Source organism: Micromonospora sp. NPDC047465, from assembly GCF_040643125.1.
Taxonomy (GTDB): domain Bacteria; phylum Actinomycetota; class Actinomycetes; order Mycobacteriales; family Micromonosporaceae; genus Micromonospora.
Genome location: NZ_JBEYTP010000024.1, coordinates 92,153 through 106,261, shown reverse-complemented (window position 1 = coordinate 106,261; position 14,109 = coordinate 92,153). Strand labels below are relative to the sequence as shown.

Below are 14,109 nucleotides of genomic sequence, written 5' to 3'. Positions count from 1 at the left end.
GCCCGCCCCCCCCTCCCCCCGGCCACAACTCGCACCCCCCCATCCCCCCCCCCCGGCCCCCCCCCGCCCACCCCCCGGCCGGCGCGGCGCCGACGAGCGTGAACGGCCCGGACCCGTGCCCACCGGCCCAGCCCGCTGGCCGGCGCCGGCCAGGGTGCTGCCGAGCGGTGCCGCGGCGAGCAGGGCGCAAAGGCTTTGTGACATGCGGGTTTCTTGAGCAGGTAACAGTGTGCCCCGCACCCTGCCGGCCCCGGCGAACCGGCAGGACGAACTGGGCCACAACGACAGTTGACGACTTGGCGGTCAGCCGGCGCCGGCGGTCGGCGGATCGCTCGGCGGTTCGCTCCGCGGCACGGGAGGCCCCTGGCCCTGACGGTCCTTCGCGCCGCCCGAACCGCCTTCCTCGTGGCGGGTGTCGTCGTGGCGCAACCGGTGGCCGAGCAGCTCCTCGATCCACTGGGCGGCGGCCTTCCGCATCGCCGTGATCTCCTGAAGCGCCCTCGCCAGCTCGTCCTCCCTTCCCTGCGCCGCATGGTCGGCGGGGAGGCCCTCGACGTGCTTCTGCAGGATCGTCATCCACCTCTGGCTGAGTTGCTCGGCGCTGCGGGCCTGTCTGAGGTGCACGTCGAGTTCGTGCTCCAGTTTCAGTCGCGCCTCCGCGTACGGCAGGAGAGCGGCCTTGACGCGGTCGTCGAGCTGCACCCAGGCGTCGGGCTGACAGGTGAGCTCCCTGCCGTTGCGGGTGTAGGACCACGGTTTCATTGCGCGCAGCCTCTGTTGCAGCTCCTCTTCCAGTTCCATGGCGGCGTGCGGTGGGAAGCTGCGGGAACGCTCGGCCGCGAAACGCGCCAACCTCTGGGTCGCGTGCGGCATGCAGGACTGGGCGTGCCAGCTCAACAACTCGGGACGCAACCCCTCGGACGACCAGGTGAAGGTGGCGTGCACGGTGAAGGTGAAGACGTAGCCTCGGGCCGGCACCGCGATCGGCTCCGCCCTCCGTTGTACGACGACCCGGCCGGGCGCGGGCGGATCCGGCGCCGGGGCGAGTTCCAGCCGCTGGAGTGTGGCGTGCAGGCTCTTCCAGCGCTTCTTCGACCACTCGCCGACGTCTTTGCCCGCCTTCCGGGCGGCCCCGAGCGCGCGGCTGCCGCGCTTCTTCCAGCCTTCGGAGGGTGTCGACTCGGGGCTGGGGGTGTCGGTCATGTCGGCCCTCCCCTCGTCGCGGACTTCCGCTGCGTGAGCGGCCAGGCTGGACGGCTCCCTCTGGTGCGGGTCTGGGCGGGGACGGGCTCCTGACCGACGAATGTCAGGGCGATGAGCAGCATGGACTCGTCGTCCGTGACGTGATGATCCGTCCTGAAGCTAACATGGCGGCGGCCGGACTGGCTGCCGCCGCGCGGAGGTGAGAGCGTCCAATCAAGATATTTTGACAAGTACGGCTATCCGGGCGTTTTGCATGCTATCCGGTGCCCCGGGGCGGTGCCCGTCGCGGCGATCGGCATGTCACAGTCGGCCCTGCCCGCTGCTCCGAGAGCCCATCGCCATGCGGCCCTGGCGGCCCGCCGGGCCCGCCGGGCCCGTCGGACCGCCCGCTTCGGTCATGCCCTGTCGGACCCGACCCGGGCGCGACTGCTGCTGCTGTGAGCATCCCGGAGCGCACGAGCACGAGGTGGCGCTCGGCCCGGTCCATAGCACAGTCGGCCGTCCCTGCGGAGCCTGTCCACAGGCGGTCGCGTCGTCCACACCGGGGCCGGTCGCGCTGGTGGGGGAGCGGGCGGCGCGGCACCGTCGGGGCATGGACTCCGTCATCCAGGCGCTGGTCGAGCGCGGTGGTGGGCTGGTGACCCGGGACGAGGTGCTCCGGTGCCGACCGCGCTCGACGCTGGAGAGCGCCTGCCGCTCCGGCCGCCTGCTCCGGCTGCTGCCCGGCGTCTACGTCGACGCCGCCCTGGTCGACGATCCGCAGCACACCTCGCCGCTCGCAGGAGCCGGCAGCGCCGTCGACACCGCACCGCTCACCCGGGCGACCGCGCCGCCGCTCGCCCGGATTGCGCCGCCGCTTACCCGGGCGACCGCGCCGCCGCTCACCCGGGCGACCGCGCCGCCGCTCACCCGGGCGACCGCGCCGCCGCTCGCCCGGATCGCGCCGGCTCTGGCCCGACGGGCGGCGCTGGCGTACGCCGACGGGCGGGGCGCACTGAGCCACCTCACCGCGCTCGACGTGTGGGGCCTGCGGCGGCAACCCACGGGCGAGCCGCTGCACATCGACGTGCCGATCACGTCCGGGCTGCGCAACCGCCCGCACCTGCTCGTGCATCACCGGCGCCGCTTCGCCCCGCAGCCCCCTTACGCGCTGGTCCGAAACGGCGCGCCGGTCACCCGGCTGGACCGGTCGCTGGTCGTCGCCTGGCCGCTGCTGCCCAAGGTCGAGCGCGCCGGCACGATCATCCGCGCCGTCAACGACCGACTGACCACGCCGGAACGGATCGGTGCGGCGCTGGAGGGCGTGCCGAGACTGGCGGACCGGGCCACGCTGCGCGGGCTGCTGGACCGGCTCGCCGCAGGTTGCCGCAGCCCGCTGGAGATCTGGGGCCACGACCGGGTCTTCACGGGCCCGGGCATGCCGGCGTTCCGTCGGCAGGCGCGGGTACGGGTGGGAGGCCGCGTCGTCTACCTCGACCTGTACGCCGAGGCGGAGCAGGTGAACATCGAGCTGGACGGCGCGACGACCCACGGCGACCCGCGTGAGCGCGAAATCGACCTGCGCCGGGACGCCCTGCTCGCCACCCGTGGCATCCTCGTGGTCCGCTTCACCCACCGCCGCCTGCTGCACCACCCTGACGACGTACGCCGCGAAACCCTCGCCATCCTCGCCACCCGGCGCCGGCTCCCATGATCAGTTGATCGAAACCCGTCCGAATACCTCGTTCGGTGACGGTTTCCCATCAACTGATCATGGGGCTGATCAGTGGGGCACCAGGCCGCGCGCCCCACTCCGGAGCATCGTCAGTTCGGGTGGACCGGTTGGTCGAGGATGGCGCTGAAGCGCTCCTCGGCCAGGTCGAGCTGGTCGAGGATGTGCCGCTTCACCGGCGCCGACAGGGGAGTGTCCGGCCGGGTGACGAGGTCCCGGTAGACCGGCACCAGCGGCCGGTACTTCGCCGCCGACGAGGCCACCTTCGGCCCGACGGTGTGGATGACGCCCACCCCGTTGTCGGTGAAGTCGGAGATCTTGATGACCCGCGCCCACGGCTCCCGGGCCAGGCTGGCCGCCACGTGCTCCCGGTACTGCACGTGCTTGTCGCGCCCCGGGTCGTACGCCGGGTTGGTGACCGCGCCGACCAGGCGGGCCACGCGCGGGCCGAACCGCTCGGCCAGGACGGCCAGCGCGGCGGCGGTCGCGTCGTCGCCGGCCTGCTCGCCGGCCAGTTCGTCGGGGTGGTCCTCCACCGCGTCGTGCAGCAGGCCCGCCACGATCACGTCGACGTCGCGGACCTGGTAGTGGTGCATCATCCGGATCGCCACCCGCAGCAGGTGGTTCAGGTAGGGCTCGCGTACCCGCCGGTCGTCGCGGTGCAGCTCGGCGGCCAGGTCGAGGGCCTCGGTGAGCCGCTCCCGGGCGGCCTCGTCGAACGCGCGCAGCTCCAGCCGGAACCGGGCCAACAGGCCGGGCTCGCCGTGGATCTCGGTGATCGCGTGCATCGGCATGGTGGCCAGGTAGGCGGGAAATTCCATGCGCCACTTATAGCCGATCTTCACCATGTCGCGGGCCCCTGCCGTCAGGTGCCCGACGCACCGCCCCGCGCACGAGGGCCGGCGTACGGCTCAGGCCCGGCCGCCGCCAGTGCTCTCGGTGGCGGCGCCAGTGACCCGGACCGCCTTGACGATGGCCGGGATCGAGCCGATCAGCAGCACCAGCCCCCAGACGAGGGCGACGACGGCGAAGACCAGCGCCCCGAGGTCGTCGACGACACTGACCAGGATCACCGGCACCAGCCGGTGCAGGAACTCCAGCACGACGGTGCACAGCAGCGTGGTGAGGGCGAGCAGCACCAGGCCCTTGTTCTGCAGAAACCGGGGTTGGGCCGCCACGAGCAGCCCGGCCCAGGCGAGCTTGAGCAGCAGCACCAGCCCGAGCAGCACCGAGGCGTCGCCGACCGGGAAGAACCCCCACAGGGCCAGGTAGGCCAGCGTGCCGAACGGCGGGGCCAGGAACAGCGACACCATGACGGTCAGCTCGACGAAGGCGACCAGCAGCGCGACGAACGCCACGACGATCAGCACGATCGAGAAGACCAGCGTCGCGACGCCCTGCACCCGGCCCTGGACCCGGTCCGGCAGCACCAGGCTCAGGCAGAACAGCCCGGTGCTCCACACCGCGACCGCGTCGACCAGCGCCAGGTAGCCGGTGCCCCGGCCGGACGGCTCGCTGACCCCGGACACGTCGGTGACCTGCACGTCGAGCGCCCCGGCGCTGTCCCGCAGCGCCGCGCCGGCGTCGCCGCCGCCGACGAGCAGCCCGGCGCCGATCTCGACGCCGAGCGCCAGCCCGACGGCGAGCATCGCCAGCAGCAGGAACGGCTTGCGCAGCTCACCCATGTCGGGCCTCCGATGGTCAGGACGTGGTGACCGTGACGGCGCAGCCGCCGACGCCGGGGCAGCTCAGCAGTACGTCGGTGGCGCGGTCGACGGCGATCCGGGCGACCGCCCCGGTGCCGTCGGCGGCCGGCGTGACCTCGTCGCGGACGGTGAACTCGGCGTCCCCGGGTGCCGGCGCCTCCACCGTGAACGGGGCCGCGCTGCGCAGGACCAGCGTCCGCAGCCCGCCCGGGTCGGCCACGCGCAGCACGCAGGTGCCGGTGAAGGCCAACCGGCCGGCCTCGGCGCAGTCGGCCCGTACCGTCGCCGGGTCCACCGCGGCGCGCTCGCCGCCGAGCCGGCCGAGCCGCTCCACCAGCCCGGAGGGGGCGCCGGGGTCGCCGGTGTCGTCCCGGCCGGCGCCGACGGCGACCGCGAACAGCGCCACGAGCAGCACGCCCAGTGCCGCGAGCAGCGCCTTCTGCCCGCCGCTCATGCCGGCACTCCGCTGCGCTGCGTGCCGTCATGAGGCACCTTCGCGCTGAGCCTGATGATTCGCTCGCTATGCTCGCTCATCGGGCGTCGGACGGCGCGGGGACCTCGGTGAACCGGATCGCGTCCACGCCGGCGAAGTAGCGGTCCGTGCCCTGGGTCTTGCCGACCACGACGAGCGTGACCCGGTGCGGCCCTCGGGTCAGCGCTACCGTGCCGACGTCGACCCAGTCCGTCTTCCGCACCTCGGGGGTGAAGCCGAGGAACGCGCCGCCGACCTGGGCGCCGTCGATGGTGAAGACCGTGTTGGCGTAGTCGAACGAGGTGGTGCGGACGGCGGCGAACCGCCAGGTGCCGTCGGCCGGGATCTCCACCGTCACGCTCACCTGGTCGCCGATCGCGCGGCCCTGGAAGAACAGTTGGGCGTCCTCCGACCAGGTCACCCCGCAGCAGTTGGGCTGGACCTCCACCGCCACCGACGAGCCCATCGGCGGCCCCAGCACCGCGCCGGCCACCAGGCTCTCCGCCTCGACGGTGACCACCCGCGGCTCGCCCGGCGCCGGTTCCCCGTCGCGGGCCAGCAGCCAGACCACCGCCGCGCCGACGACGAGGACCAGCGCCGCCGCGGCGGCGATCCACGGCCACGGCGTACGCCGGGGCGGGGCGACCGCCCGGACCTCGTAGGTGACCCGCCCGCTGGAGCGGGAACTCTCCTCCGGCGCGGTGTTCGCCGAGTACGCGAACCCGGTCATGTCGTAGCGCCGGGGCGCGGTGCCCGGCGGCACGGTCAGCCGGACCAGGAAGGAGACGGAGCCCTGCCCGGGCACCACCCGCTGCGGTTCGGTGACGGTGAACCAGGACCGCTGCGAGCCCTCGCCGGGCGCCACGTCGAAGACGACGGTGTCCGGGGCCGCGCCCGGGTTGGAGACGGTGAACGTCAGCTCGCCGGTGTTGCGGGCGTCCAGGGTGAACTGCTCGGCGGCGGCGACGACCGCCCACTCGGTGGTCATGGTGGCTCCTCTGCGACGACGATCTCGGCGGTGGTCGACGCGGGCTTCTCCGCCTCGACGATGCGGGTGATCACGGCGAGCTGCCCGGCCGCGGCCGGCGGCACGGTGACCACGACGTGGAACGGCCGGTCCCGGGGCTCGTCGATGGCGAAGCCGCCCGTCCCGGTGGCCACCTCCAGGGCCCTCCGCATGCCGTACGGGGTGCCGCGCCAGCGGGCCAGCAGCGCGCCGTGGGACACCAGGTCCCGCAGCCGGCCCAGCGGCAGCGGCGGCGGGGCGTCCGGCCGGGGCGAGGCGACCACGTGGTCCATCGCCACCCAGCGGGCCAGGTAGGCGACCATCCCGTCCGGGGCCCGGTACGGGTCGAACAGCGCGTCGACGTCGGCGAGCACCGCCTCGTCCGGGGCGTGCAGCGCCTCCATGACGTCCAGCAGCGCCCACAGCACGCTGCCCGGCACGCAGGCCCGCTGGTACGCCGCGGGCAGCAGCCGCTCAATCGCCGCGCGTCGCATCCTGCCGCACCACCTCGATGTCGTGCTCGCCGGAGCAGAGCAGCCACGTGTCGGGGACGGTCACCACGTCGGCGGTGGCCTGGTTGGCGCTGGCCGCCCAGTCGACCGCGTCGGTGCTGCGGTGCACCCCGCGCTCGCCGCCGGCCAGGATCAGCCGGTCCGGGCCGCCGGTCGCGGCGACGGCGTCCACCGGCACGAACCGGGTGCGGTCCCGCAGCGGCAGCCCGCAGTTGACCGACACCGGCGCCCACTGCGGCGCGGCGGCGAGGGTCTCCAGCCGCAGCACCCCGCCGCTCTGCGTGGCCGCGACCGCGAGCGGCCCGGAGAACGCGAGGTCCCGGCAGGTGCCGCCGATCCAGCCGGACTGCACCGCCTGCCACTGCACGTCGGACTCGAACAGCCGGGCCCGGCGGCAGCCCTGCCCGGGCTTCTTCGGGTCCGGCTCGCCCGCGCCGCTCCACAGCAGGGTGGCCGGGCCGTCGTACTGGACGGCGAGCACGCGGTTGTCGACGTTGGCCAGCCCGACGTGGGCGAAGCTGCCGGGGCGGCCGGCCTGGGTGGACAGGTAGACCCCGAACCCGGCCTGCGCGGCCACCGCCACGCCCGGCGCACCCCGCTCGGAGACGAACGCGCGGACGGCGTAGAAGCCCCGGTCGGCGTCGCCGGCGTCGACCAGGATCTGCAACGGCACCGCGCCGGGCAGCAGGGAGACCTCGTACAGGCCGGTGTCGGTGGCGACCAGCAGCGCGCCGGCGCCGTCCCGGTCGATCCAGGCCAGGTCGGACACCCGCGAGTCCAGGTCGGTCAACAGCGACCACGTCTCGCCGAGGTCGGTGCTCAGGTGCACCCGGGACCCGCCGTCGGCGCGGACGGTGGCGACCGCCACCGAGCCGGGCCGGGGCACGATGCCGGGGCGCACCGGGGCGGGGGCGGGCGTCACCCGCAGCACCGTCTCGCCGTCGGCGAACCGGCCGGCCGGCTCCCAGCCGGCGCCCGCGTTGGTGGAGCGGAACAGCACCGGCCCGCGCCCGGCGTACCAGGTCCGCGGCTGGTACTGGTCCACGGCGAGGGTACGCACCTGGGCGTCGGGCGCTTCGTCGACGACGAACCGGACCGACTCGACGTAGCGCACCCCCGGCTCGGCGTGCTCCAGCAGCCGGTACACGTTGGACGCGCGCAGCGGCTCGCCGAACGCCCAGCCGGCCGGGTTGAGCGGGGTCGGCAGCGGGCTGAGCGTGGAGTGCAGCCGGTCGTTGATGCGCCGTCGGACCGCCTCGACGTCCTCCTCCCGGCGCACCACCACCCGGGCGCGGACCGACACCGCCTTGTAGCGGGCCCAGGTCGCCCGGCAGGAGGTGCCCAGGGCGCGGCGGCGCTCCAGGTCCGCCTCGACCCGGGCCCGGGCCTGGTCCACCTCGTGCTCCCGCAGCACCGCCACCGGCAGCCGCCCACCCGGCCGGGCCGCCTCCGGCACGTACGGCACCAGCACCACCTCCACCTCGCCGGGCCGGGCGAAGCTGTAGACGGCGGCGCGGGTGAAGGCGCGCGCCCGGGCCACGGCCCCGGAGCCGGTGGCGAGCACCTCGAAGTCCCGCGCGGTGACCGCCCGCTGCTGGGCGAAGAACTCGTACGGGCCGCGCAGCAGCGCCGACTCCATGGACTCCATCTCCCGCCCGCCGGCCGCCGGCGCGGGGTTGTCGACGCGGACCCCGGGCAGCGGGTCGCGCAGGCTGGTCAGCGTGCCGGCCGCCACGTTGCCCGCCGGCCCACCGCCGGCCCGGTACCACAGCCGCACCTGCCGCCCGGCTGGCGGCACGGCGGCGACGGTCACCGGACCCTTCGCCGGGTCGGCGGGGTCGCGCAGGTCCAGGGCGGGGGCGAAGGTGACCGTGCCGGAGCAGCGGTCGACCAGGTAGACCCTGTCCTGCGGGCCGAGCCCGGCGAAGCTGTCCACCGGCCGCCAGATCTCGAACGTGCGGCCGTCGTGCTCCCGCGCGGCGGCGCCCAACTCCACCGTCCCGGCCGGCACCTCGACGCCGAGCAGCAGGTCCAGCGGCTCGGCGGTGCGCGCCAGCGGCGCCCGGGCGGCGCGCAGCACCTGACCGGGCTGGCCGGTGCCCACCCCGAGCAGTTCCGCCTCCACCGGCTCGCAGTGGTGCATCCGGACGGTGACCTCGCCCTGCCCGGCCGGCAGCAGCGCCGGCTCGGTGGTGACGAAGACGACCGGCCGGGGATCGGCCCCGCGCGCGGCGGCCACCCGGGTGCCGGCCGGGATCCGGACCGGCCCGCGGTCGCCGCCGGACCGGGTGAACCGGACGTCCGCCCAGGCCACCGTCGGGGCGTGCCGGGTCACCCCGAGCAGGTTCAGGAACGCCACGTACGCCTTCTCGGGCAACTGGTTGAGCCGGTAGATCATCACCTCGGTGAGGTGCGCGAACGCCTCCAGCAGCGCCATGCCCGGGTCGTGCGCGGACAGGTCCGTCCAGCCCGGGCAGGACTGCCGGATCCGCTCCCGGGCCTCGGTGACCAGGTCCAGGAAGGCACGGTCGTCCAGGTGCGGCACGGGCAGGGTCATGACGCTCCTCCCTCCGGCGGCACCCGGCCGGGCGGTGGCGGGCCACCGGCCGGCCGGTGACCGGCGTCGGGGGCCTCCCGCTCCGGGTCGTCGGCGGGCAGCAGGTCGACGGAGAACACCAACTGCCCCGGCGCGAGGCTCGCCCGGATCCGGTAGTCGAGCCGGATCACCAGCCGCCACGGGTCGGCGGGGTCGGGGCCGGCGTCGACGTCGACGACCTCCACCCGGGGCTCCCACCGGGCGACAGCCGCCCGGACGTAGTGGATGGCCAGCCCGGCGGTGGTGTCGTCGTTCGGCGCGAAGACGAGGCGGTGCAGCCGGGAGCCGTACCCGGGACGCATCAGCCGCTCGCCCGGGGTCGTGGACAGCAGCAGGAACAACGCCTGGCGTACGGTCTCGTCGCCCTCGGTCATGGCGAGGCCGCCGGCGGCGGTCAGCGCGAGCCCGCCGCCCCGCCCGGGCTCGAAGCCGGCGCCGACGAACCGGAAGGCCCTCACCGGTCCGCCCCCAGGAAGCCCTGCCGGGGGTCGCGCACCCGGTGGTGCACCAGGCCGGGCGGGGTGCCGTCGGTGAACCCGTCGAGGTGGGACAGGACCACCCGACGGCCGCCGACGCGCACCCAGTCGCTGTAGCCGACCCGCACCCGCAGGGTCTTCCCGCACGGCTTGATCGTCGGCCCGTAGTTCGGGCAGGCGGTGATCTCCCGGCCCTCCGGGTCGTCGTCCACCAGCACCGGCACGCCGGCGACGGTCACCCAGTCCTGCGAGGCCCGGTTGCCGACCCGCCCGTCGTGGTCGCACCTGATCACCGAGTCGCGGTGGATCCAGCGCATCAGCCGCCTCCTTCGTGGTGGGCGCGGGCCAGCGTCCGGGCCCGCTGCGCGGCGGTCGCCGGGTCCTCGGCCGCCTCCGCGTGCAGGAAGTCCACGCTGCGGGCGCGCACGACCATGGCCCGGCCGGGCGCGGAGAGCACCAGGTCGGTCGCGGCGTGCAGGGTGGCCAGTTCGGGGGTCAGCTCCAGCCAGCTGCCGCCCTCGGTGGCCAGCCGCAGGCTCCGCGCGGCGTCGTCGACCACGATCGACTGGCCGCGCGCCGTCCGCAGCGACCAGCGCCGCGCCCGCCCGTCGTCGACCCCCGCGTCGTACGCGCCGGCGGCGCCGAACAGCGCGCCGAGCACGATCCCGGACGCCGGCTCGCCCCCGGGCAGCACCACCAGCACGGCGTCCTCGGGGTCGGGCAGCGCCACGAGGCCCTTGCCGGGGCCGGCACCCGGGCAGAGCACGGCCAGCCACCCGGCGTCGAGCCCCCCGTACGCGGGCAGCTCGACCCGGGCCCGGCCCAGCCCCTCGGGGTCGGCCACGTCGGTGACCCGGCCGAGGGTGACCACGGCCGGGGCGGGCGGCCCGGCCGGCGGGGCCGGGGGAGGGGCGGTGGAGAACCGGCTCAGCTGGCCGGCGGCGTCGACGCTGTGCACCACCTCGGTCAGCACGTACGTCCCCTCGACGGTGGCGGGCACCCCGGTGAGCGCGATCCGCCGGCCGGGCCGCAGCGCGGGGTCGGCGTCGGCCACCCCCTCGGCGGTGACCAGGGCGGCGACCCGCGCGTCCAGCCGTGCCTGGGCGAGCGCGGCCAACTCGTCGTCGCCCCGCCCGGGCTGGTCCACGGCGGTCCGTACGCCGTCCGCGCCCACGTCTGCCGGGTCGGGGTCGGCGACGATCCGCCGGCCGCTGCGGGCCGTGCCCACCTGCTGGCTGATCGGCTCGGCCCGCTGGGGGTGCCAGCCCAGCGCGCTGCTCTCCCCGCCGGCCGTGTCGAGGTTGGTCGACAGCCGCAGCGAGTGCAGCCCCCGGCCCAGCTCCAGGCCGACCGGCTCGCCGTGGCCCTCCAGGGTCAGCAGACGCAGCCGGTCACCGTCGGCGACCACGTGCAGGCCGGCCCGCCCGGTCACCTCCCGCAGCAGCTCCAGGTCGCTGTGCCGGTGCTGCGACAGCCGCTCCAGCCGGGGGCCGTCGGCCTCGGCGTGCACGGTCAGCCCGACGTCCCCGCACAGCTCGCGGGCCAGGTCGGCGGCGGTCACCGCCTCGAATACCCGCAGCCGCTGCCGCCGGCGCAGCCGGTGCAGCGCGTCGTACGCCCGCACCCGCAGCAGCGCCGCGCCGTCGGCCGCGTACTCGACCTCGACGCAGGTGACCTCGCCGGCGAAGAGGGCGTCGGGATGACCGTCCAGGCGTAGCTCCAGGCTCGCCCCGGTGCGCACCGGCGGGGTGAGCGCGGCGGAGCCGGGCGCGGTGGTCAGCGCCACCTCGCACTGCGTCGGCCGGTCGAGCCGGGCCGCCACCCGGGCCGACACCAGCCGGCGGGCCGCCCCGTCCGGCAGCGGAGCCCCGTCGAGCAGCACGGCGAGCGCGCGCGGGGCGGTCACGGCGCACCCGCCGGGTGGGCGGCCGGGGCCGGCTGCGGCGGCACCGCCAGCGGCGTACCGGGTGGCACGGTGAGCGGGTCGGTGATCCGGTTGTGCTCGGCCAGCAGCCGCCACCGCAGCGGCGAGCCGAGCGCGTCGTGGGCGAGCAGGTCGAAGCGTACGCCCGAGTGGTCGGGCCCGGTCGCGCCGTCGCCGGCGGCCACCACGGCGCTGCCCGGCGCGGCGGTCGGGGTGCTCGCCGCGGCGAGTTCCTCCGCGAAGCCCTCCCGCGCCCGGTCGGCGTCCTCGGCGACCCGGACCAGCTTCAGCCGCAGCCAGGACCGGTGCGGCGAGCCGGTCGCGGTGAACGCGTCGAAGCGCTCGGCCACCGCGACGACGACGCCCGGCACGTTCCAGGTCTTGCCCCAGACCAGCCGCACCAGCGGCGGCCGGAGCCAGCCGTGCTCGGTGGCGGAGTTCTCGGCGAGCATCCACAGCGGGCGGGTGAGTGCCCGCACGTCGGTCGGTCGGACCTGACCCTCGGCGAAGTCCACGTCGAACAGCAGGTCCAGCACCAGCTCGGTGCGGCCCCCGCCGGTGAAGACCAGCGGGTCGTCGGCGAGCCCGGCCCCGGTGAGCTGCCCGCCCGCGGCGCCCCGGTGGCGCACCCCGGCCAGCCGGGTCACCTGCACCGTCTCCGGGTTGAGCAGGCAGTCCACCCGCTCGCCGGTGGCGTCGATGAGGAAGGCGACCCGTTCCATCAGCCACCCGCCTGTTCCCGGTCCAGCCGGCGGACACGCTCGTCGTCGAGGGCGGGCGAGGGCACCGTCCACAGCGGCCGGTCGTCCGGCAGTGTCGGCCACGGCCCGCCGACCCGCTCCGACCCGCCGGCGCGCGCTGGTCCCGCACTGTCGGCGTCGGGCAGTGCCGGCCAGGGCGCGGTCACGTCCGGCCGCTGGTGCGGACGCCCGGGTGCGGGTCCTGGCCGGTCGACGCCCGGGCATCCATTCCCGCCGCACGCCCCCGCTCCTGTTCCCGCGCCAGGTCGTGCGTCCGCTGCCGCTCCTGCTCCCGTCCCCGCTCCGGCCGCGCCGTGCCCGGCCGGTGGGTCCGCCCACGCCCCGCCCAGTCCGCCCGGCCACGTCAACCCCGCCCCGGTCGCGGCAGATCCTGGTACGTGACGGCTCCTCCAGCGCCCGTTCCGTACCAGGATCTCGGGCGACAGTTCGTCCGCGTCGCCTGACTGGGCGGTGCGGGGGTGGGACGGAGCGGCGTGCGCAGCCGTCGTGAGGTCAGGCGCGTCCGATCGCGGGTAGCCGGGCGGTGCCGTGTCCGTGGCGTTCGGCAGGGGCCGGCTTCCTGGCGTTTCCGCCGCGCCCGAGTCGTGCCGGGCCGGCGTCACGCCCGCCGCGCCCCACGTCGTCCCCCGGTCGGGTGCCGCGCCCGTCGGGCCGTGGGCGTTCCGGTCGTCGGCCGACCACGGGCCCGTGCTGCCGACGGCAGGGCTGGTGGCGGCGGTGCTGGCGGCGGCCGGTGTGCCGGGGCGCGTCACCGCCCCGGGCGGGGGAACCGCCGGCCGGAGCACGGGCCGGCCGGCCACCGCCGACGGTCGGCCGACCGATCCGCCCCCTGGCCGACCTGCCCGGCCGCCGGTTGCCGACGGGTCTGCCGGCCAGCCTGCCCGGCTCGCCCGGCCGTCCCCGCCCGGCCAACCGTCGCGGCGCGCCCGGCCGTCCCCGCCCGGCGAGCCGGTGCCGACCGGGCCGTCGTCCGGCCGTCCGTCGCCGGTCGGCCAGCCGTCCCGGGCCGACCGATCGTGCCCAGCCGGTCGGACGCCGCCGCCCTGCCTGCCGTCTCCGCCTGGCCAGCCCTGCCCGCTCGACGGGACGCCTCCGCCCGGCCAGGGGCCTCCGATGGACCGTCGGCCGCCGTTCCGCCAACTGCCTTCTGCCGGCCGGGGGTCCTCGTCCCGGCGGCCCGACGTCGACGGGTACGAGCGGGCAACGGTAGCTCGCGTCGATCCCCACCCCCGTTTGACGGCGGGCGGTCGTGGACCGGCCGTCCAGGGCGGCCCGTCGCCCGGCGGATCGTCAGCGGGACGAGTCGCGCGGTGGCCCGCGCCGGCCGGGCGGCTCGCGCCGTGGTCGGCGTCAACGGGGCGGCTCGCGCCGTGGTCCGGCCCAACGGGGCGGCTCGTGGCGTGGTCCGGCCCGACGGGGCGGCTCGGGCCGTGGTCGGCGTCGACGGGCGGCGGGGGAGCGGGGCCGGTCGGGCCGAGGTCCAGGTCGAGGTCGCGCAGCAGGCCGGGGGCGTGCGCGGACACCACCCGCAGCCAGTGCTCCGGGGGCTGGCCGGGCCGGCGTGCCGCCGTCCCCGTCCCCGTCCCCGTCGCCGCGGCCGGCGGTCGGCCGGGCGGGGACAGGTCCTCAGCCGGGGACCGGTCCTCGGGCGGGGACGGCGGGCCGGATGCGGCCGGTCCGGCGGAGTCGACCAGCCGGGCCAGTTCGTCGACCGCCGTGGCCGTCGCGCGCAGCCGGGCGGC

Annotated in this window: 13 protein-coding genes; 1 reads left to right on the top strand and 12 read right to left on the bottom strand. The window is 76.3% G+C overall.

Translation table 11 applies throughout. The annotated features are described in order from the left end of the window. Positions 1 to 303 precede the first annotated feature (303 nt). A complete protein-coding gene (locus ABZ793_RS21805) occupies positions 304 to 1,203 on the bottom strand; it encodes a hypothetical protein (RefSeq protein WP_357460096.1) in 900 nt (299 codons plus the stop codon). A gap of 592 nt (positions 1,204 to 1,795) precedes the next feature. Between ABZ793_RS21805 and ABZ793_RS21800 the strand changes: the two genes are divergently transcribed. Further along, positions 1,796 to 2,896 (top strand): DUF559 domain-containing protein, encoded by a 1,101-nt coding sequence (locus ABZ793_RS21800; protein WP_357460093.1) that lies wholly within the window; start codon positions 1,796 to 1,798, stop codon positions 2,894 to 2,896. Between the two features lie 110 nt (positions 2,897 to 3,006). Here ABZ793_RS21800 and ABZ793_RS21795 read toward each other — a convergent pair whose 3' ends face one another. The 11 genes from ABZ793_RS21795 to ABZ793_RS21745 all read right to left on the bottom strand — a co-directional run bounded on the left by ABZ793_RS21795 (position 3,007) and on the right by ABZ793_RS21745 (position 12,513). Continuing rightward, on the bottom strand, positions 3,007 to 3,735 hold the full coding sequence (locus ABZ793_RS21795; RefSeq protein WP_357460091.1) for an HD domain-containing protein: 729 nt from the start codon (positions 3,733 to 3,735) through the stop codon (positions 3,007 to 3,009). A 90-nt stretch (positions 3,736 to 3,825) separates the two neighbouring features. Continuing rightward, positions 3,826 to 4,599, bottom strand: coding sequence for a hypothetical protein (locus ABZ793_RS21790; RefSeq protein ID WP_357460088.1), 774 nt, complete (start codon positions 4,597 to 4,599; stop codon positions 3,826 to 3,828). 16 nt (positions 4,600 to 4,615) lie between these two features. Next, positions 4,616 to 5,074 carry a hypothetical protein gene (locus tag ABZ793_RS21785; RefSeq protein ID WP_357460086.1) on the bottom strand — a complete coding sequence of 153 codons (459 nt, stop codon included), beginning with the start codon at positions 5,072 to 5,074 and terminating at the stop codon, positions 4,616 to 4,618. A gap of 76 nt (positions 5,075 to 5,150) precedes the next feature. Further along, positions 5,151 to 6,080: a hypothetical protein gene (locus tag ABZ793_RS21780; protein WP_357460083.1), complete on the bottom strand. Its 930-nt coding sequence runs from the start codon at positions 6,078 to 6,080 to the stop codon at positions 5,151 to 5,153. Next, the gene (locus tag ABZ793_RS21775; RefSeq protein ID WP_357460080.1) at positions 6,077 to 6,592 is read right to left on the bottom strand and encodes a phage tail protein; all 516 of its coding nucleotides are present in this window, start codon (positions 6,590 to 6,592) and stop codon (positions 6,077 to 6,079) included. The genes ABZ793_RS21780 and ABZ793_RS21775 overlap by 4 nt, the downstream gene beginning before the upstream one ends. After that, positions 6,573 to 9,167 (bottom strand): putative baseplate assembly protein, encoded by a 2,595-nt coding sequence (locus ABZ793_RS21770; RefSeq protein WP_357460078.1) that lies wholly within the window; start codon positions 9,165 to 9,167, stop codon positions 6,573 to 6,575. Before ABZ793_RS21770 ends, ABZ793_RS21775 begins: the two co-directional genes overlap by 20 nt. Continuing rightward, positions 9,164 to 9,664, bottom strand: coding sequence for a GPW/gp25 family protein (locus ABZ793_RS21765; RefSeq protein ID WP_357460076.1), 501 nt, complete (start codon positions 9,662 to 9,664; stop codon positions 9,164 to 9,166). The genes ABZ793_RS21770 and ABZ793_RS21765 overlap by 4 nt, the downstream gene beginning before the upstream one ends. After that, positions 9,661 to 9,999, bottom strand: a complete 339-nt coding sequence (locus tag ABZ793_RS21760) for a hypothetical protein (RefSeq protein ID WP_350681948.1) — start codon at positions 9,997 to 9,999, stop codon at positions 9,661 to 9,663. Before ABZ793_RS21760 ends, ABZ793_RS21765 begins: the two co-directional genes overlap by 4 nt. After that, entirely contained in the window at positions 9,999 to 11,588 is a 1,590-nt protein-coding gene (locus tag ABZ793_RS21755) for a contractile injection system protein, VgrG/Pvc8 family (protein ID WP_357460073.1), read from the bottom strand. The genes ABZ793_RS21760 and ABZ793_RS21755 overlap by 1 nt, the downstream gene beginning before the upstream one ends. Then, on the bottom strand, positions 11,585 to 12,328 hold the full coding sequence (locus tag ABZ793_RS21750; protein WP_357460071.1) for a hypothetical protein: 744 nt from the start codon (positions 12,326 to 12,328) through the stop codon (positions 11,585 to 11,587). The genes ABZ793_RS21755 and ABZ793_RS21750 overlap by 4 nt, the downstream gene beginning before the upstream one ends. Continuing rightward, positions 12,328 to 12,513: a hypothetical protein gene (locus ABZ793_RS21745; RefSeq protein WP_357460069.1), complete on the bottom strand. Its 186-nt coding sequence runs from the start codon at positions 12,511 to 12,513 to the stop codon at positions 12,328 to 12,330. The genes ABZ793_RS21750 and ABZ793_RS21745 overlap by 1 nt, the downstream gene beginning before the upstream one ends. Positions 12,514 to 14,109 lie beyond the last annotated feature (1,596 nt).